The organism is Stutzerimonas stutzeri, assembly GCF_000952685.1.
GTDB classification, from domain to species: domain Bacteria; phylum Pseudomonadota; class Gammaproteobacteria; order Pseudomonadales; family Pseudomonadaceae; genus Stutzerimonas; species Stutzerimonas stutzeri_E.
Genome location: NZ_JYHV01000024.1, coordinates 50,513 through 68,858, shown reverse-complemented (window position 1 = coordinate 68,858; position 18,346 = coordinate 50,513). Strand labels below are relative to the sequence as shown.

General features: G+C 60.6%; 17 protein-coding genes. 12 read left to right on the top strand and 5 right to left on the bottom strand.

The window, feature by feature from the left end; all coding sequences use genetic code 11:
* Positions 1-6: 6 nt before the first annotated feature.
* Complete coding sequence (locus UF78_RS13610; RefSeq protein WP_045162756.1) at positions 7-1,662, bottom strand: electron transfer flavoprotein-ubiquinone oxidoreductase; 1,656 nt, start codon at positions 1,660-1,662, stop codon at positions 7-9.
* A gap of 332 nt (positions 1,663-1,994) precedes the next feature.
* On the opposite strand from UF78_RS13610, the gene UF78_RS13605 reads away from it, so the two are divergent.
* The 7 genes from UF78_RS13605 to UF78_RS13575 all read left to right on the top strand — a co-directional run bounded on the left by UF78_RS13605 (position 1,995) and on the right by UF78_RS13575 (position 7,909).
* Positions 1,995-2,744, top strand: a complete 750-nt coding sequence (locus UF78_RS13605; RefSeq protein WP_045162755.1) for an electron transfer flavoprotein subunit beta/FixA family protein — start codon at positions 1,995-1,997, stop codon at positions 2,742-2,744.
* Positions 2,745-3,674 (top strand): electron transfer flavoprotein subunit alpha/FixB family protein, encoded by a 930-nt coding sequence (locus tag UF78_RS13600; RefSeq protein ID WP_045162754.1) that lies wholly within the window; start codon positions 2,745-2,747, stop codon positions 3,672-3,674.
* Positions 3,675-3,803: 129 nt separating this feature from the next.
* Positions 3,804-4,628, top strand: coding sequence for a substrate-binding periplasmic protein (locus UF78_RS13595; protein ID WP_045162753.1), 825 nt, complete (start codon positions 3,804-3,806; stop codon positions 4,626-4,628).
* A gap of 49 nt (positions 4,629-4,677) precedes the next feature.
* Positions 4,678-4,989 (top strand): DUF4398 domain-containing protein, encoded by a 312-nt coding sequence (locus UF78_RS13590; RefSeq protein ID WP_080890626.1) that lies wholly within the window; start codon positions 4,678-4,680, stop codon positions 4,987-4,989.
* Positions 4,986-5,789, top strand: coding sequence for an OmpA family protein (locus UF78_RS13585; protein ID WP_045162751.1), 804 nt, complete (start codon positions 4,986-4,988; stop codon positions 5,787-5,789). Before UF78_RS13590 ends, UF78_RS13585 begins: the two co-directional genes overlap by 4 nt.
* 115 nt (positions 5,790-5,904) lie before the next feature.
* The gene (locus tag UF78_RS13580; RefSeq protein WP_045162749.1) at positions 5,905-7,335 is read left to right on the top strand and encodes a PLP-dependent aminotransferase family protein; all 1,431 of its coding nucleotides are present in this window, start codon (positions 5,905-5,907) and stop codon (positions 7,333-7,335) included.
* A gap of 34 nt (positions 7,336-7,369) precedes the next feature.
* Positions 7,370-7,909, top strand: coding sequence for a hypothetical protein (locus tag UF78_RS13575; protein ID WP_423831482.1), 540 nt, complete (start codon positions 7,370-7,372; stop codon positions 7,907-7,909).
* Positions 7,910-7,924: 15 nt separating this feature from the next.
* On the opposite strand, the gene UF78_RS13570 is transcribed toward UF78_RS13575, so the two are convergent.
* Both UF78_RS13570 and UF78_RS22660 read right to left on the bottom strand, forming a co-directional pair.
* Positions 7,925-10,507, bottom strand: coding sequence for a bifunctional diguanylate cyclase/phosphodiesterase (locus UF78_RS13570; protein ID WP_045162747.1), 2,583 nt, complete (start codon positions 10,505-10,507; stop codon positions 7,925-7,927).
* A 134-nt stretch (positions 10,508-10,641) separates the two neighbouring features.
* Positions 10,642-10,809, bottom strand: a complete 168-nt coding sequence (locus UF78_RS22660; RefSeq protein WP_080890622.1) for a DUF2897 family protein — start codon at positions 10,807-10,809, stop codon at positions 10,642-10,644.
* A gap of 151 nt (positions 10,810-10,960) precedes the next feature.
* Between UF78_RS22660 and pyrF the strand changes: the two genes are divergently transcribed.
* Positions 10,961-11,656 carry an orotidine-5'-phosphate decarboxylase gene (gene pyrF, locus UF78_RS13565; protein ID WP_045162746.1) on the top strand — a complete coding sequence of 232 codons (696 nt, stop codon included), beginning with the start codon at positions 10,961-10,963 and terminating at the stop codon, positions 11,654-11,656.
* Positions 11,657-11,711: 55 nt separating this feature from the next.
* Here the strand turns inward: pyrF and UF78_RS13560 are convergent, their stop codons facing one another.
* Complete coding sequence (locus tag UF78_RS13560) at positions 11,712-12,716, bottom strand: NADP-dependent oxidoreductase (protein ID WP_045162792.1); 1,005 nt, start codon at positions 12,714-12,716, stop codon at positions 11,712-11,714.
* Between the two features lie 213 nt (positions 12,717-12,929).
* Between UF78_RS13560 and UF78_RS13555 the strand changes: the two genes are divergently transcribed.
* On the top strand, positions 12,930-13,691 hold the full coding sequence (locus UF78_RS13555; protein ID WP_045162745.1) for an SDR family oxidoreductase: 762 nt from the start codon (positions 12,930-12,932) through the stop codon (positions 13,689-13,691).
* 18 nt (positions 13,692-13,709) lie between these two features.
* Here UF78_RS13555 and UF78_RS13550 read toward each other — a convergent pair whose 3' ends face one another.
* Entirely contained in the window at positions 13,710-14,909 is a 1,200-nt protein-coding gene (locus tag UF78_RS13550) for a benzoate/H(+) symporter BenE family transporter (protein WP_045162744.1), read from the bottom strand.
* A gap of 284 nt (positions 14,910-15,193) precedes the next feature.
* On the opposite strand from UF78_RS13550, the gene fliE reads away from it, so the two are divergent.
* Genes fliE through fliG form a run of 3 tightly spaced genes read left to right on the top strand, consistent with a single transcriptional unit; the run spans position 15,194 to position 18,338 of the window.
* Positions 15,194-15,523 carry a flagellar hook-basal body complex protein FliE gene (fliE, locus tag UF78_RS13545; RefSeq protein WP_045162743.1) on the top strand — a complete coding sequence of 110 codons (330 nt, stop codon included), beginning with the start codon at positions 15,194-15,196 and terminating at the stop codon, positions 15,521-15,523.
* A 15-nt stretch (positions 15,524-15,538) separates the two neighbouring features.
* Entirely contained in the window at positions 15,539-17,326 is a 1,788-nt protein-coding gene (gene fliF, locus UF78_RS13540; RefSeq protein WP_045162742.1) for a flagellar basal-body MS-ring/collar protein FliF, read from the top strand.
* Positions 17,319-18,338 carry a flagellar motor switch protein FliG gene (fliG, locus tag UF78_RS13535; RefSeq protein WP_045162741.1) on the top strand — a complete coding sequence of 340 codons (1,020 nt, stop codon included), beginning with the start codon at positions 17,319-17,321 and terminating at the stop codon, positions 18,336-18,338. Before fliF ends, fliG begins: the two co-directional genes overlap by 8 nt.
* Positions 18,339-18,346 lie beyond the last annotated feature (8 nt).

Here is an 18,346-nt window from a genome sequence, read left to right as displayed (position 1 = left end):
ACGTCGTTACATGTTGGGGTAGTTAGGCCCGCCGGTGCCTTCCGGTGCGACCCAGGTGATGTTCTGGGCCGGGTCCTTGATGTCACAGGTCTTGCAGTGCACGCAGTTCTGCGCGTTGATCTGGAAGCGTTTGCTGCCGTCGTCATTGTCCACCACCTCGTAGACGCCAGCCGGGCAGTAGCGCTGGGCGGGCTCGTCGTACAGGGGCAGATTCTTCTCGATCGGGATGCTCGGATCGGTCAGTTTGAGATGGACGGGCTGCTCCTCTTCATGGTTGGTATTGGAAAGGAATACCGAGCTGAGCTTGTCGAAGCTGAGCTTGCCGTCGGGCTTGGGATAATCGATCTTCTTCGACTCAGCCGCAGTCTTCAGGCAGGCGTAGTCCGGCTTGGTGTCGTGCAGCGTGAACGGAATCTTGCCGCCGAAGATGTTCTGATCGATGAAGTTGAACGCCCCGCCTTTGACCGCACCCCACTTGTGAATCGCTGCGCCGAAGTTGCGGCTGGCATAGAGTTCCTGGTAAAGCCAGCTGGCCTTGAAGCCCTCTTCATAGCCGGTCAGCTCGTCACCGCCTTCACGGCCTGCGAACAAGGCATCGGCCACCGCTTCGGCGGCCAGCATGCCGGACTTCATCGCGGTATGGCTGCCCTTGATCTTGGCGAAGTTGAGCGTGCCGGCATCGCAACCGATCAATGCGCCGCCATTGAAGACCATCTTCGGTAGCGAGTTGATGCCGCCCTTGGCGATGGCGCGCGCACCGTAGGAAACTCGCTTGCCGCCTTCGAGATACTGTTTGATCACCGGGTGATGCTTGTAGCGCTGAAACTCATCGAACGGCGAGAGGAACGGGTTGCTATAGGACAGGTCGACGATCAGCCCGACCACGACCTGATTGTTTTCGAGGTGATAAAGGAACGAGCCACCGGTGTTGGCATCGTTCAGTGGCCAGCCTGCGGTGTGCACCACCAGGCCCTGCTCGTGCTTGGCCGGGTCGATGTCCCAGAGCTCTTTGATACCGATGCCGTAGTGCTGCGGGTCGACATTGGCATTGAGCTGAAAACGGTTGATCAGTTGCTTGCCGATATGGCCACGGCAGCCTTCGGCGAACAGAGTGTACTTGGCGCGCAGCTCCATGCCCGGCGTGTACATGCCTTCCTTCGGATTGCCTTCGCGGTCCACGCCAAGGTCGCCGGTGAGGATGCCGCGAACCACGCCCTGTTCATCGATGAGCGCTTCCTGAGCTGCGAAACCGGGATAAATCTCGACGCCGAGGTTTTCGGCCTGCTGTGCCAGCCAGCGGCATAGGTTGCCTAGGGAGATGATGTAATTGCCTTCGTTATGCATGGTTTTCGGAACCAGTGCATTGGGCAGCTTGCGAGCGGCTTCCGCGCTCTTGAGCAAGTAGATGTCGTCGCGCTTGACCGGGGTGTTCAATGGCGCTTCGAGCTCCTTCCAATTGGGAAAGAGTTCGTTGAGTGCGCGAGGCTCGAACACCGCGCCGGATAGAATGTGGGCGCCTACCTCGGAACCCTTCTCGACGACGCAGACACTGATTTCCTTACCAGCATCGGCCGCTCTCTGCTTCAGCCGGCAGGCAGCGGACAGGCCCGCGGGGCCGGCGCCGACGATCACTACGTCGAATTCCATGTATTCGCGTTCCATTGGCTATCTCCTACTCAAGGCTTGATTGTTATGTAGATAGTGGAGGGCTGGATCGTTTCCCTGACCAAGCCGAGCTGCCGCATTATATATAGACGTCGGTAAGGGTCCAATACAAACGTTTGTTTGAATTTTCTTCAAGGCTGTTAGAATCGCGAAACTGCGGCTTATAGCGGGGTATATGCGTTGTTGACCCCGCCCGTTGCCAGCAGTCAAGATACGGGCAGTTTTGCGCTCGCCGAACTGGTTCCGCGGCTGAATTGACGGTCCGGACCTCGAGCATGGCTCGGTTCGCCTCGGCGATATCCTATTCACCGGAGAGTAACGAGGAATCCATGAAGATTCTTGTAGCTGTCAAACGAGTGGTCGATTACAACGTCAAGGTTCGCGTCAAGGCGGACAACTCCGGCGTCGACCTCGCCAACGTCAAGATGTCGATGAACCCCTTCTGCGAAATCGCCGTGGAAGAAGCCGTGCGCCTTAAAGAAAAGGGCGTTGCGAGCGAAATCGTCGTGGTGTCCATCGGTCCGACCGCCGCTCAAGAGCAGCTGCGTACTGCGCTGGCGCTGGGTGCTGATCGCGCCGTGCTGGTCGAATCGACCGAAGAGCTCAACTCGCTGGCCGTGGCCAAGTTGCTGAAAGCCGTCGTCGACAAGGAGCAGCCGCAGCTGGTCATTCTCGGCAAGCAAGCCATCGACAGCGACAACAACCAGACCGGCCAGATGCTTGGCGCGCTGACCGGATACGCCCAAGGCACGTTCGCCTCGAAGGTCGAAGTGGAAGGCGACAAGGTCAAGGTCGAGCGTGAAATCGATGGCGGCGCACAGACCGTTGCGCTGAACTTGCCGGCAATCGTGACTACCGATCTGCGTTTGAACGAGCCTCGCTACGCGTCGCTGCCAAACATCATGAAGGCCAAGAAAAAGCCGCTGGAAGTCCTGACGCCAGACGCGCTGGGTGTGTCCACCACCTCCACCGTGAAGACCCTGAAAGTCGAAGCGCCGGCTGCTCGCAGCGCCGGTATCAAGGTCAAGTCCGTGGCTGAACTGGTCGAGAAACTGAAAAACGAGGCGAAGGTAATCTAAATGACTATCCTGGTTATCGCTGAACACAACAATGCCGTCCTGGCTGCCGCTACGCTCAATACCGTTGCGGCCGCCAAAGCCATCGGTGGCGACATCCATGTGCTGGTCGCCGGTAGCGACTGCGCAGCCATCGGCGAAGCAGCGTCGAAGATCGAAGGCGTGTCCAAGGTGCTGGTTGCCGACAACGCCGCCTACGCCCATCAGCTGCCGGAAAACGTCGCGCCGCTGATCGCCGATCTGGCCAAGAGCTACAGCCATGTGCTCGCCGCTGCCACCACCAACGGCAAGAACTTTCTGCCACGCGTTGCGGCGCTGCTGGACGTTGATCAGATCTCCGAAATCATCGCCGTCGAAAGCGCCGACACCTTCAAGCGCCCGATCTATGCCGGTAATGCCATCGCCACCGTGCAGTCGAGCGCACCGATCAAGGTCATCACCGTGCGTTCCACCGGTTTCGATCCGGTCAATGCCGAAGGCGGCTCGGCCAGTGTCGAGCAGGTTTCCGGCTCCGGTGACGCGGGCGTTTCCGCTTTCGTTGGCGAAGAACTGGCCAAGTCCGACCGTCCCGAACTGACCGCTGCCAAGATCGTCATTTCCGGTGGTCGTGGCATGCAGAACGGTGACAACTTCAAGCATCTGTATGCGCTGGCCGACAAGCTCGGCGCTGCTGTCGGCGCTTCGCGCGCGGCGGTCGACGCTGGCTTCGTGCCCAACGATATGCAGGTTGGTCAGACCGGCAAGATCGTCGCGCCGCAGCTGTACATCGCCGTCGGCATCTCCGGTGCGATCCAGCATCTGGCAGGCATGAAGGACTCCAAAGTGATCGTGGCGATCAACAAGGACGAGGAAGCGCCGATCTTCCAGGTGGCTGATTACGGCCTGGTGGGCGATCTGTTCGAGATCGTGCCCGAACTCGAGCGACTCGTCTGATCGAGCCGCTTCGGAAAAAACCCGCTCTTGCAGCGGGTTTTTTTATGGCAGCTCGGCTGCGCTGGCCGATGGTAATATCCCGAACTGGCACCGACAGTGCCTGTTCGATTCCCCATGATGAGGTTTTCCATGCGCTGTGCCGTTCCGCTGAAATCCGCCTTGATCGCCTTGCTGCTGGCAACTCCCCTGGTGGCGAACGCGGCGGCTGCCAAGTGTGATCGGCTGATCGCAACAGGTGGCGCGGATAATCCGCCGTTCCTGTGGCGCGATCCGCAGAATCCCAAGCGCCTGATCGGTGCGAATGCCGATTTACTGAAGAAAATTACCGATTCACTCGATCTGAAGCTCGAGCTTCTCTATACGGGCGATGCCGCCAAGGCGCTCGAGGAGGTGCGTAGCGGCCGGGTGGATCTGCTGGCCGATGCGGTGCTCGACCTGCGGGAGCTGGCGCATCTGGATTTCATCCACCCGTCGATCGTTACGTTGCAAATGTCTGCCTGGGTACGCAATGAGCCTGGCTTCCTTTACGCCAGTCGTGAAGATCTGACGGGTCGCTCGGGTGCCTACGTCGCATCGATCCGCTTCGGTGGTGAGTTTCAGGCATATGCCAAGGATCATCTTCGCTTGCGCTCGTCGCCCAGCCTGACGGAAGCCGTGCAAAGGCTGCTGGCGGGCAAAGCCGATTACGTGTTGCACGAGCGGTACAGCGCTGTCGCCCAAGCCGACCCGCGAGGGCTGCTTGCTGATATTCAGCGGTTGGAACCTCCGGTCTTCAGTCGTGATATGCATCTCGCAGTGGCGCACGACTCCGCCTGCAACGGCCCGTGGTTGCGCGGACAGCTCGCGATAAAAATGACAGAATTGCGCGCTGCCGGTGTGCCGCAGCAACTGCTGGTGGAAAATCTCGAGCGTTGGAAGCAACAGCCGGCGCCGACAAGCAATTCGCAACGCTAGGATCTCTCTTTTGATAAAGCATCTTTCCTACATGCTCATGCTGTCGGCGATGGTCGGCTGCGCCAACGACCCGGCACCTACCGAACAGCTGCGTCTCACCGAGCAGGCGCTGACCCAGGCGCGCTCAGTGGGCGCGTCGGATCAGACGCCAGAGCTGGCGCTGGCCGAAGAACAACTCATGGCTGCGGTTGCAGCAATGAAGGACGAGGACTACCGGCAGGCCCGTCGGCTCGCCGAAAAAGCGGAGCTGGACGCTAGGCTGGCGGAGGCCAGCGTTCTGAATGACAAGAGTCAGCAGGAGCTGGCAGAGCTGGCTCGCCGTATTGCACGGCTACGCGATCAGTTGGGGGATTTGCAGTGAAGCCTGTTCTCACGTCCGTATTGCTGGTGACGCTTGCCGGGCTCCAGGGATGCGCAACGCAGCAATCGCAGCAACAACTGGAACAAGCGGTTGTTGCATTTCAGAGCGTCGGTGACGATCCGCAGATCCTGCGCGATGCGCCGAAGGACATGATGCGCGCGGCCGAATCGCTGGAGCGAGCCCAGCGTTTCGCCGGCTACTGGGGCAGCGCAGAAGACGTTGATCACTACGCCTATCTCAGCAAACGGTATAGCGAGATCGCTCGCCAGCACAGCGAGCAGATGCAGAATCAGCGGCGCGCTACCCAGCTCGCCATTGAGCACGAGCGCTTGCGTCAGGCTCTGCAGGAAGCCCGGCTGCTCGACCTGCAGCACCAGGGTCGATGGATGGAGGATCAGCTGATCAGTCTGGCGGCGTCCGAAACAGATCGCGGTCTGGTGATGACCTTAGGGGACGTGTTGTTCAAGGCGGCCAGCGCCGACCTGGAGCCCTCGGCCAATCGCACGCTACTCAAGGTCGTGCATTTCCTGCAGCTCAATCCCAACCGCAGAGTCCGCATCGAGGGCTACACCGACAATCGGGGTGATGCCGCCGAAAACCTTGCCCTGTCCAAGGCCCGAGCGCAGGCGGTGGGCGACTTCATGCAGAGCCTGGGTATCGATCCGCGGCGTATGGAGGTGATTGGCTACGGTGAGCAATATCGGGTCGCCGAAAACGCATCGGTGCGTGGCCGAGCACAGAATCGGCGGGTCGAGATTCTGTTTTCCGACGAGCAAGGGCGACTCAGTAGCCCTCGCTGACAGCATCCGTGCCAGGGCTGTAACAGACTGTGTCGGCGAGTTTGCGAGTAACTGTATTGGTCGTACATAACGGTGTTGTACTACTGTTATGGTCCAGTTGGCGGAGACGGACGATATGACCAATCTGTTGCTTTATCAGCGCATTGCACACCAGCTCGCTGAAGATATCCGGCGCGGCGTCTACCGGCCCGGTGAGCGTGTGCCTTCGGTGCGCAAGATGAGCATGCAGTTGAACGTCAGCCATGCGACGGTCCTGCAAGCCTATGCCAACCTAGAAGACCAAGGCATGATCCGGGCGCGTCCGCAATCGGGCTTCTATGTGCACCACACGCCGGCGCTGACCGCCCCGACCCCGGATATCGCGCAGGTCGAGCGGCCGACGCTGGTCACGCGCAGCAGCATCATCAACCAGGTCCTCAGCGAATCGCGCCGCGACGGGCTTATCCCGTTGGGCGCTGCCGTGCCTCATGTGGACTATTTGCCAGCGCGCGCCTTGCACCAGCAACTCGCCAAGATCACTCGCTTCCAGAGCCAGCGGGCGTTCAGCTATATGTTCAGCCCCGGCTATGAGCCCCTGCGTCGACAGGTGGCGATCCGCATGCGCGATGCCGGCGTGATCGTCGGCCCGGACGAAGTGGTGATCACCCACGGCTGTGTCGATGCTCTACAGATGTCCTTGCGCGTATTGACCAAACCGGGCGACCTGATCGCAGCTGAGTCACCCAGCTACTACGGCTTGCTGCAACTGGCCGATCTGCTAGGGCTCAAAGTCATCGAAATTCCGTGCGACCCGGACACCGGACTAAGTCTCGAAGCGCTGCAACTGGCTGCTAGCCAGTGGCCGATCAAGGCGCTGGTGCTCACCGCGCGGCTGAGCAACCCCTTGGGTGGCAGCATGCCGGACGTACGGCAAAAGCAATTGCTCAAGTTGGCGGCGAATTTCGACATTCAGATTGTCGAAGATGATATCTACGGCGAACTCATGTTCGATGCGGGGTCCATCAAGGCGCTCAAGTCCAACGATGATGAGGGGCGAGTGATCTATTGCTCGAGCTTCTCCAAGACCATCTCGCCGGGTGTGCGCATTGGTTGGATTCTGCCGGGACGCTATCGAGAGGAGATTCAGCGCCTGCAGACCTTCAGCACGCATTCGGCCTGCAGTGTTACCCAGATGGGCGTAGCAGCCTATCTGGAGAACGGTGGATATGATCGGCATCTACGCTACATCCGGCATGAGTATCGCAGTAACCTCAGTGCCTTCCAGTTGGCAGTGCAGCGTTATTTTCCGGAAGGAACGCAGATGACCCGGCCCACCGGCGGCTTCATTCTCTGGGTCAGCTTGCCGGCCCGGGTGAATACCAAGGAGCTGCACTTACAGGCGCTGAAGCGAGGCATCAGCATCGCGCCGGGGCTGATTTTCAGCAACACCGAGCAGTTCAATCACTGCGTGCGGCTCAATTGCGGTCTGCCCTGGACGTCCGAGGCAGAGCGAGCATTGAAAACCCTGGGTGAGCTGGCAGGAGGGCTGTGCCGGCAATCGAACTGATCGGACCGAAGGAGGACGTGGTCCTATGAGATGGTTGAGTTTGCTGCTTGCATTACCGTTTCTCGGCGCTTGCGACGGCGATAAGTTACCTTCTCAACCCGGTGCACCGGCGAAACCCGAAGTTCGGTCTGGCGTGGTTGATCGCGGGCCCGCAGCGCCGCTCGAGCCCGCGCCCGATCCCGCGCTCGGGCGTGTCGAAAGTGAAGTGGGTAAGCCCCCGAAAATCGAGATTGAAGTCGAGCCGGTGACCGCCGGTGACCCTGAAACGCTGCCATCCGAGCGTGTCGTGCCGACGCCTGAGCCCAAACCGGTCGCCCCGCCAGCGCCGAAGAAGGACGTCGCGATCGAACGCGTCGAGCTGCCCGAGCCGGAGCTGGATTTGAGCCTTCCCGAGGATTGGGCCGAGGAGCTCGAGCCGGACGCGGATACGGCGTCGATACGTTTATTGCCGCCATTATTCGATTCAGCTGAGAGTTCACGCTCGGTGCAGATGAGCGGACGCCTGCTGCAGGGCTTGAATGAGGACGAAGCGCTGATCGACGGGGCCCAGATCAACATCGAGCTCAAACGGTAACCCGCGCGGACGCTGTCACGCAGGGCTTCGGCTCAAGGTCCCGCCGACACCGGCCAGCAAGGCGCGCAACTCTTGGGCCGGAAGCGGATGGCTCATGTGGAAGCCCTGAATCTCGCTACAGCCATCGGCGAGCAATTGCGTCAGTTGCTCCGAGGTTTCCACGCCTTCGGCCGTGACACGCATGCGCAAGCCTCGGCCGAGATCGATGAGCGCCTTGACGATGGAATGGTCCGCGGTCGAACGTTCCATGCCGGAGACAAAGCTGCCGTCGATCTTGATCGTGTCGAACGGATAGCTACGCAGATTGCTCAGGGAAGAATAGCCGGTACCGAAATCGTCCATGGCGAGCCGGACACCGATGGCCTTCAGTTCGTTGAGCACGTCCAGGGTGCGCTGATTTTCCTGGAGCAATGCCGTTTCGGTTATTTCCAGTTCAAGACGGTTGGCCGGGAGCCCGCTTTCTTCCAGAACGGTCCGAACCATTTCGGATAACTCGTCGTTGCGTAGCTGCAGCGGCGACAGGTTGACCGCGATCATGAGCGTGCTCGCCCAGCCTGTGGCTTCGATGCAGGCCTGGCGCAGGACCCACTCGCCGAGCGGGACTATCAGCCCGGTCTCTTCCGCCAGCGGGATGAAGTGCTCGGGTAGCAGAAGGCCTCGAGCAGGGTGCCGCCAGCGCAGCAAGGCTTCGGCGCCGTTAATGCTCATGTCCTCGCTGAAATACCGAGGCTGGTAATGAACCTCGAACTGGCCTTCGGCAATCGCCTGGCGCAGTTCGTCTTCCTGGCGACGCCGTTCCAACAGCCGCTTGTCCATCTCGCTGCCATAGAATCGCCAGGTTCCACGTCCGTCGGCCTTGGCCTGATACAGGGCGATATCCGCGCAGCGCAGGAGTTCGTTGGCCTGCGTCGCGTCGGTGGGCGCCATGGCGATGCCAATACTGGCGCCAATGTAGATCTGCTGGCCTTCGTAAATGAAGGGTTCGCTGACCGCGGCGACAACCCGGGCGCAAAGCTTGTCCACATCTTCGTTGAGCTGTAGACGGCTCATGACCATGAGGAACTCGTCGCCACCCAGGCGAGCGACCAGGTCGTCGCCTCTGATGCACTGCTTGAGTCGGTTGGATACGCCGATCAACACCTCGTCCCCGGCACCGTGGCCCAGGGTGTCGTTTACCGGCTTGAAGCGATCCAGATCGATGTACAGGACCGTCAGCCGAGATCCGCTGCTAAGCGAGGCGAGTTTGGCTTCCAGATAGTCGCGCAGCCGGTTGCGATTCGGCAGGCCGGTCAGGGCGTCGTGCTGCGAGAGGTACTGCACGCGTGCCTGGGCCCGGGTCTCTTCGGTGATGTCGCTTGCGGTACCCCGATAGCCCAATAGCTCGTCCTCTCGATAAATCGCGCGAGCGGAGAGCCGGCAATGCCGTTCGCAGCCATTCGCCGCCTGGTAGCTGCAGCGCAACGGCGTCCTATGTGGCGCAGCCAGCCAGTCCTGGAGTGCGGCATGATCGGTAATCAGCAGATCGATCAAGGGACGGCCAATCCAGGCGGCGGGTTCATGGCCGGTGATTTCTTCGAAGCGACTCGATAGGTAAGTCAGTCGAGCATTCTGGTCGGTTTCCCAGATCCAATCGGATGCGGCTTCTGCCACATCGCGGAAGCGTTCTTCACTGGCGGCCAATGCCGTGCGGCTTTTCGACAGCCGCTTGTAGCTGGCATCCATCAGCCGTACGGTTTTCAGCGCCTGACGCAGGAGCAGCCAGGCAAGGACTCCGAGTCCAAGGGTGACCGCGGCAAGCACCGGCAGAGTCATCCATAACAGGTAGCGGCCTGGCTGGGAGACGTTCCAGGTAAATCCTTGGAATGTTCCATCGAGCATATTCAGAGAGACAACGGCGTTTTGCGGGCGAGGGTTTTCGTCGTCGATACGCAAACCTTCGATCGCATATTCACGGCCGAGTTGGAGCAGCCAGTCAGAATCCATCACATCGACAAAAAGCAGAACCGAGGCGGGGCCGTCCATCTCATCGATATCGCTGCCGCCTGGGGTCATTACCGCAGCGGCCACCATAGCCGGGAGACCTTCAGCCGAAAGCAGGCCGGCAGAGGTTTCTTCCTCCTCGACCGCCTCACGGGCCTGCGCGAGCAGAATTTCCAGCCCGTTGCCAAGCCAGCGCCGTGCATCGACCTGCACCAGTTCCCCGCGGATCACCGAATAGGTCGTTTCGCCGTCGGCGTTGACCACCAGGACCGCTTCATAGCCGAAGTCGTCGTATAAAGAAGGGCCGAGGTTCGCCTGGTCATAAGCCCAGTTGAGATTGGTCCGCTTGCTTAGATTGGCATAGGCGTCGCCCCAGAACCCGTTGTCCGCGACATGACGAGACATGCCGCGCATATGCGATTCGAATGCCTTGCCGGCGAGAAAATGCTCCTGGGTCAGTGCGTCGCGATCAATGGTCTGGGCGATATGTATGACGGCGATCGCCGCAGCCAGCAGTGCAGCGGCCAACAGGCAGGCAAAACCGGGGAGGATCCGCCTCGAAAACGCGGCGTGGGCTTTGGGACTTCCGGCCTGGGCCGAAGCGGAATCTGATGGCATCGATGCTTCCTTGTAGGAGGCAGAATGATTGCTCGAATGAAGGCGGAAAGCCATCACTGACTGCCGAGTCAATTAATCGCCTGATGTGAGGGGGCAAAGGCGCCGGTTCGGCCGGCTGTCCAGCGCGCCGACGGCTATTTATCGCGCGCGTCCTTGGCGTCCGCCTCGGCGTTTCGCTGGGCGATCCGCTGTTTCTGCTCCTCGGTCAGCGGAATCTTGTGAGCGCTGGCGCGTAGGGTCATCAGCCCTCCGACGATGATACCGATCACTAGGACCAGCAATAACCAGATGTACCAAGGCATGTTTATCTCCTGATGGTGGCGGGACTGCGTTTAACCTTAGGCTTGCGCATGTAGCTGCGCCATTGCGCGACCATACCGTCAACGGCATCCGGTCCGCTTCGATGATGGTTTTTCTGCGACAATGCGCGCCGAAATTTGCCGAGGAATCGCCATGACTTGCCAGACTCCCCTCATCGTTGCGCTCGATTTTCCCTCCCGTGATGCTGCGCTGGCCCTGGCCGGACAGCTCGATCCGGCGCTTTGCCGTGTCAAGGTCGGCAAGGAGCTGTTCACCCGCTGCGGTCCGCAGATCGTCGAGGCGCTGCAGAGTAAAGGATTTGAGGTATTTCTGGATCTGAAATTCCATGACATACCCAATACCACGGCGATGGCGGTCAAGGCAGCGGCGGAACTGGGCGTGTGGATGGTCAATGTGCACTGCTCTGGAGGTCTGCGGATGATGGCGGCCTGCCGCGAGACCCTGGATAAGGTAGGAGGGCACAAACCGCTACTGATCGGCGTCACAGTGCTGACCAGCATGGAGCAGACGGACCTGGCCGATATCGGTCTCGATGTGCAGCCGCAGCAGCAGGTGCTGCGACTGGCCGGGCTGGCAGCAGAGGCCGGACTGGATGGGCTGGTTTGCTCGGCGCTGGAGGCGCAATCCTTGAAAGCGCACTTTGCACAGTTGCAACTGGTGACACCGGGCATTCGTCCGGCCGGCAGCAAGGCAGATGATCAGCGGCGTATTCTCACGCCTGCCGAGGCGATGGCGGCGGGGTCGGATTATCTGGTGATCGGCAGGCCCATCGCACAGGCGGCGGATCCGTCCCAGGCGCTGGCGGCAGTGGTTGCGGAATTGGCCTGAACCCTGGATAGCGGATGGTCGCCGAAGTACGGTGCCCGTCCGCTATCCAAGCGAGTCAGCTGACCTTCAATACCAGCTTGCCGAAGTTGCCGCCGGTGAACAGTTTCATCAGGGTATCGGGGAACGTCTCCAGCCCTTCGACGATGTCCTCCTTGCTCTTCAGCTCGCCGCTCTGCATCCAGCCAGCCATTTCTTTCATGGCCTCCGGATAGCGTGGCACGTAATCCATCACCACCATGCCCTGCATGCGCGCCCGATTGACCAACAGGGAAAGGTAGTTGGCAGGTCCCTTGACCGCTTCCTTATTGTTGTACTGGCTGATCGCGCCGCAAATCACGATGCGGGCACCAACGGTGATGCGCGTCAGTACCGCGTCGAGGATATCGCCACCGACGTTGTCGAAGTAAACGTCGACGCCTTTCGGGCATTCACGTTTAAGCCCCGCCGCGACGTCTTCGCTCTTGTAGTCAATTGCGGCGTCGAAGCCCAGCTCGTCGGTGAGGAAACGGCATTTGTCGGCCCCTCCTGCGATCCCTACCACGCGACAACCCTTGATCTTGGCAATCTGCCCCGCAACGCTGCCTACGGCACCGGCGGCTCCCGACAGCACCACGGTTTCTCCTGCCTTGGGTTCGCCCACCGCCAGCAGGCCGAAGTAAGCAGTCATACCGGTCATGCCCAGCGCAGACAGATAGCGCGGCAGCGGCGCCTGGTTCGGATCGACCTTGTAGAAGCCTTTAGGCTCGCCGAGGAAATAGTCCTGTACGCCGAGCGCGCCGTTGACGTAATCACCTTTCGCAAAGCCGGGATGCTGAGACGCGATTACCTTGCCCACACCAAGCGCACGCATTACCTCACCAATACCCACCGGCGCGATATAGGACTTGGCATCGTTCATCCAGCCGCGCATGGCAGGATCCAGCGACAGGTATTCGTTCTTGACCAGGATCTGGTTCGGGCCGGGTTCGCCCAGCGGTTGTTCAACGAACTCGAAGGTGTCGCGGGTGGGCGCCCCGACGGGGCGCTTGGCCAGTAGAAACTGGCGGTTGGTCTGGTCCATGGAAGCCTCTGGTGTGTGCAAAAGCTTGGTGTAGCTCGCAGAGGTCATCACTGCAAGCAAGGCGGGAATGTTGGAATGCAGTGGCATCTGCCTGAGTGATATAGCCAGCCTGGGCTTAATCGGAGCAGAGGATGGCGGTATAACCATGACCAGCGTTTGGCTTGTAGTCACTTTTGGACTCGACGCCTTCTTTAAATCGATAGGGTATCCAGCATGAGCATGTGTTTTTCCGGTCAGGTTGCGTTGGTTACTGGAGCTGCTGCGGGAATTGGCCGCGCGACGGCGCTGGCGTTCGCCGAGCAGGGGCTGAAGGTGGTCGTGGCAGATCTGGACGAGGCGGGTGGCGCAGCCTGTGCCGAAGCCATCCGCAAGGCGGGGGGAGAGGCAGTGTTCGTGCGCTGCGACGTGACCCGCGATGACGATGTCAAAGCGATGACCGAGCAAGCGGTGGCTGCTTACGGTCGTATCGACTATGCCTTCAACAATGCGGGCATCGAGATCGAACAGGGTCGCCTGGCCGAAGGCAGCGAAGCCGAGTTCGACGCCATCATGGGCGTCAATGTCAAAGGTGTCTGGCTATGCATGAAGCACCAGTTACCGCTGATGCTGGCTCAGGGTGGCGGCGCCATCGTCAATACCGCCTCGGTTGCGGGTCTGGGAGCGGCACCGAAGATGAGCATTTATTCGGCATCCAAGCATGCCGTCATCGGTTTGACCAAATCGGCGGCGATCGAATACGCCAAGAAGAAGATCAGGGTCAATGCTGTCTGTCCTGCCGTCATCGACACCGACATGTTCCGCCGCGCCTATGAAGCGGATCCGCGCAAGGCCGAATTTGCCGCGGCGATGCATCCGGTCGGGCGTATCGGCAAGGTCGAGGAAATCGCTGCGGCGGTGCTTTACCTCTGCAGTGATGGAGCCGCGTTTACCACCGGCCATGCGTTGGCGGTCGACGGCGGTGCGACCGCTATCTGAACCCGTTGACCGCAGCGCTCAGCCCGCAGTTTTGCGCCCATTGACGATCAGCAGCGTCAACACGCCCGCCACCAGTCCCCACAAGGCGGAGCCGATGCCGAACAGGGTCAGGCCCGATGCCGTGACCATGAACGTGATCAACGCTGCCTCGCGCTCGCGCGGCAGTTGCATCGCCTGGGTCAAACCGCTGCCGATCGAGCCGAGCAATGCCAGCGCCGCGATGGATAGCACCAGCGCCGGCGGGAAGGCGGCGAACAATGCGGCCAGGGTTGCGCCGAAAATGCCGGCAATACCGTAGAACAGACCGCACCAGACCGCCGCAGTGTAACGTCGGGACGGATCCGGATGGGCCTCCGGCCCGGCGCAGATGGCCATGGTGATCGCAGCCAAGTGGATGCCATGGGAACCGAAGGGGGCGAGCAGAACCGACGCGATACCCGTGACGGAAATCAGCGGCGAGGCGGGCGCCTGATAGCCCTCGGCGCGTAATACGGCCAGCCCCGGCATGTTCTGCGACGCCATGGCAATAACAAACAATGGTATGCCGATGCTGAATACCGCGGCGAAGGACAACGCAGGCGTGGTCCACACCGGTATCGCAACCTCCAGGCTCAGGCCACCGAAGTCGAGCAGGCCCAACCCACCGGACAGCACACAGCCGACAATCAGCGCCGAGAGCACCGCGTAGCGCGGCAGCAGACGCTTGGCCAGCAAATAGCTGAAGAACATCCCGAGTACGAGCACGGGCTGTACGTTCACCGCGCGAAAAATCTCGCTGCCGATATTGAACAGCACGCCGGCCAACAGTGCTGCCGCCAGCGACGCGGGCACCTTGCGCATCAGGCGTTCGAAGCTGCCGGTGAGTCCGCACAGCGCTATCAGTGCCGAACTGAAGATGAACGCGCCGATCGCTTCGCCATAGGGAACGCCGGGTAGGCTGCTGATCAGCAGCGCCGCGCCGGGCGTAGACCAGGCGATCACCACCGGCGTCCGATAGCGCAGCGACAAGCCGATGCTGCACAGCGCCATACCGATCGATAGGGCCCAGATCCAGGATGAGATTTGTGCGCTGCTGAGGCCCGCCGCTTGGCCGGCCTGAAACATCAGCACCAGCGAGCTGGTATAGCCGGTGAGCATGGCAATGAAGCCGGCCACGACGGTTGAGGCTGAGCTGTCCTTGAGAGGCCGAAGCAAGGGCGTGGTAGCGGTGACGGTCATCGGGTCTGGATCCGGTTCAGGGGCGAAAAGACGCTGTGTATCTGGAGCAAGGGCGGAGGCCGTTGCGCACGATCTTTGCTTGACGCGCAGGCTATGACAGGCAACGCACGGCGTCGCGGTACAGCCGTAAGCGGGATCAGCGTAACAGTGCCGCCGTGCCGAATACCGTTTGTCTCCCGTTTTCGTACCGGCCTGGCTGCTGATCCGAACACTGGCATCGATGTTGCTATTCACATGGTGCTTGCTGCGAAGCGTCAAAAAAACCGCAGCTGTTGGAGGAAGAGATGAGCCAGGGTATTGAATTCAATCGCTTGATGCTGGAAATGCGGGCCATGCAGACCGATGCAATGGCACGCTCAAAGCCCGTGACCGCCACTCCAGAAGTGGGCGCTCCGAGCTTTTCCGACATGCTCGGCCAGGCCGTCAACAAGGTGAACGAAACCCAGCAAGCCTCCAGTCAGTTGGCGACCGCGTTCGAGATGGGGCAGGGCGGTATCGACCTGACCGACGTCATGATCGCGTCGCAGAAAGCCAGCGTTTCCTTTCAGGCCATGACCCAGGTGCGTAACAAGCTGGTCCAGGCGTATCAAGACATCATGCAGATGCCGGTTTAAGGCAGGGTTTGAATAATGGCTGAAGCGCTTAGCAAGGTTCCAGTGCCGGTTGATTCGGACGCTCCGAAAAAGCCCCTGCTGGGTCTGTCTTTCCTGGAAAATCTTTCCGAAATGTCGATGCTGCGGCAGATCGGCCTGCTGGTCGGGCTGGCTGCGAGTGTCGCCATCGGCTTCGCCGTGGTGCTCTGGTCGCAGCAGCCGGACTATCGCCCGTTGCTCGGTAGCCTCGCCGGGATGGATGCCAATCAGGTCATGGAGACCCTGGCGGCGGCCGATATTTCCTACACCATCGAGCCCACCTCCGGTGCTTTGCTGGTCAAGGCCGATGATCTTGCCCGTGCGCGGCTGAAGCTCGCCAGCGCTGGCATTGCGCCGACCGATAGCAATATCGGCTTCGAGATTCTCGACAAGGAGCAGGGCCTCGGCACCAGCCAGTTCATGGAAGCCACCCGCTACCGCCGTGGCCTCGAAGGCGAATTGGGCCGCACCGTGTCCAGCCTCAATAACGTCAAGGGCGCCCGCGTGCACCTGGCGATCCCGAAAAGCTCGGTGTTCGTGCGTGACGAGCGCAAGCCCAGCGCGTCGGTGCTGGTAGAGCTCTATCCGGGCCGCAGCCTTGAGCCGAGCCAGGTCATGGCGATCATCAACCTGGTCGCCACCAGCGTGCCTGAGCTGACCAAGTCGCAGATCACCGTAGTGGACCAGAAGGGCAATCTGCTGTCGGACCAGCAGGAGCTCACCGAGCTGAGCATGGCCGGCAAGCAGTTCGACTATAGCCGTCGGATCGAGAGTCTCTATACCCAACGCGTACAGAGCATTCTGCAGCCGGTGCTGGGCAACGGTCGGTACAAGGCCGAAGTGTCCGCCGACGTCGACTTCAGCGCCGTCGAGTCGACTTCAGAAACCTTCAATCCGGATCAACCGGCGCTGCGCAGCGAGCAGAGCGTCAGCGAGCAACGGCAGAGCAGTCTCGGGCCGCAGGGTGTTCCGGGCGCGCTGAGCAACCAGCCGCCAGGCCCGGCGACCGCACCGGAAAATGCACTAGCCGGACAGGCCGCCGCTGCCGGCGCCATCGCCTCTGGACAACCGTTGCTCGACGCCAATGGTCAGCAGATCATGGACCCTGCGACCGGCCAGCCCATGCTGGCGCCGTATCCGGCCGACAAGCGCGAGCAGGCGACCCGCAACTACGAGCTGGACCGTTCGATCAGTCACACCAAACAGCAGCAAGGCCGCCTGCGCCGTCTGTCGGTTGCCGTGGTACTCGACGACCAGGTGACGGTCTCTGCTGATGGGCAGACTACACGTGTTCCGCGGACCGCCGAAGAATTGGCGCGCCTCACCCGGCTGGTTCAGGACGCCGTCGGTTTCGACGCCAGCCGTGGCGACAGCGTCAGCGTGATCAACGCGCCGTTCGCTACCGACTCGCTGGATGAAACTTTTATCGACGTCCCGTTCTATTCGCAGCCGTGGTTCTGGGACATCGTCAAACAAGTACTCGGGGTGCTTTTCATACTGGTGCTGGTATTCGGGGTACTGCGGCCAGTCCTGAACAATCTGACCCAAGCCGGGAAAGGCAAGGAGCTTCAGGCTGTTGGCGGCGATGCCGCGCTAGGCGAAATGGACGGTATGGATGGTGCGCTGTCCAGTGATCGGGTCAGTCTGAGCGGGCCACAGAGCATCATGCTCCCGAGCCCGACCGAGGGGTACGATGCGCAATTGAATGCCATCAAGAATTTGGTAGCTGAAGATCCGGGCCGGGTGGCTCAGGTCGTCAAAGAGTGGATCAACGCCGATGAGTGATGCACGAGTTCCCGCCAACAAGCTGAACAAGGTCGACAAGGCCGCGATCCTGCTGCTCTCGCTGGGCGAAGCCGATGCGGCGCAGGTCCTGCGTCATCTCGGTCCAAAGGAAGTGCAAAAGGTCGGTACTGCGATGGCGCAGCTGCGCAACGTGCAGAAGAACCAGATCGAACAGGTCATGGGTGAGTTCGTCGAGATCGTTGGCGATCAGACCAGCCTTGGGGTTGGTTCGGATGGTTACATACGCAAGATGCTCACCCAGGCGCTGGGTGAGGACAAGGCTGGTGGCTTGATCGATCGCATCCTGCTGGGCGGCAACACCAGCGGTCTGGACAGTCTGAAATGGATGGAGCCGCGTGCGGTCGCCGACGTGATCCGCTACGAGCACCCGCAGATCCAGGCGATCGTGGTGGCCTATCTGGACCCCGACCAGGCGGGCGAGGTGCTGTCGCATTTCGACCACAAGGTGCGGCTCGATATCGTTCTGCGCGTATCCTCGCTCAATACCGTCCAGCCGGCGGCGCTGAAAGAACTCAACTTGATCCTGGAGAAACAGTTTTCCGGCAACGCCAATACCACTCGCGCTACGCTGGGTGGGGTCAAGCGCGCCGCGGATATCATGAACTACCTCGACAGCTCGGTCGAAGGCCAACTGATGGACGCCATCCGAGATGTCGACGAAGATCTGTCTTCGCAAATCGAAGACCTGATGTTCGTCTTCGACAACCTGGCCGATGTCGACGACCGGGGCATCCAGGTGTTGCTGCGCGAAGTATCCTCGGATGTGCTGGTCATGGCGCTCAAAGGCGCCGACGAAGCGATCAAGGAGAAAATCTTCAAGAACATGTCGAAACGCGCGGGCGAATTGCTGCGCGACGACTTGGAAGCCAAGGGGCCTGTACGCATCAGCGAAGTCGAAGGCGCACAGAAGGAAATACTCACCATTGCCCGCCGCATGGCCGAAGCCGGAGAGATCGTCCTCGGTGGCAAGGGTGGCGAAGAAATGATCTAAATCTAAGT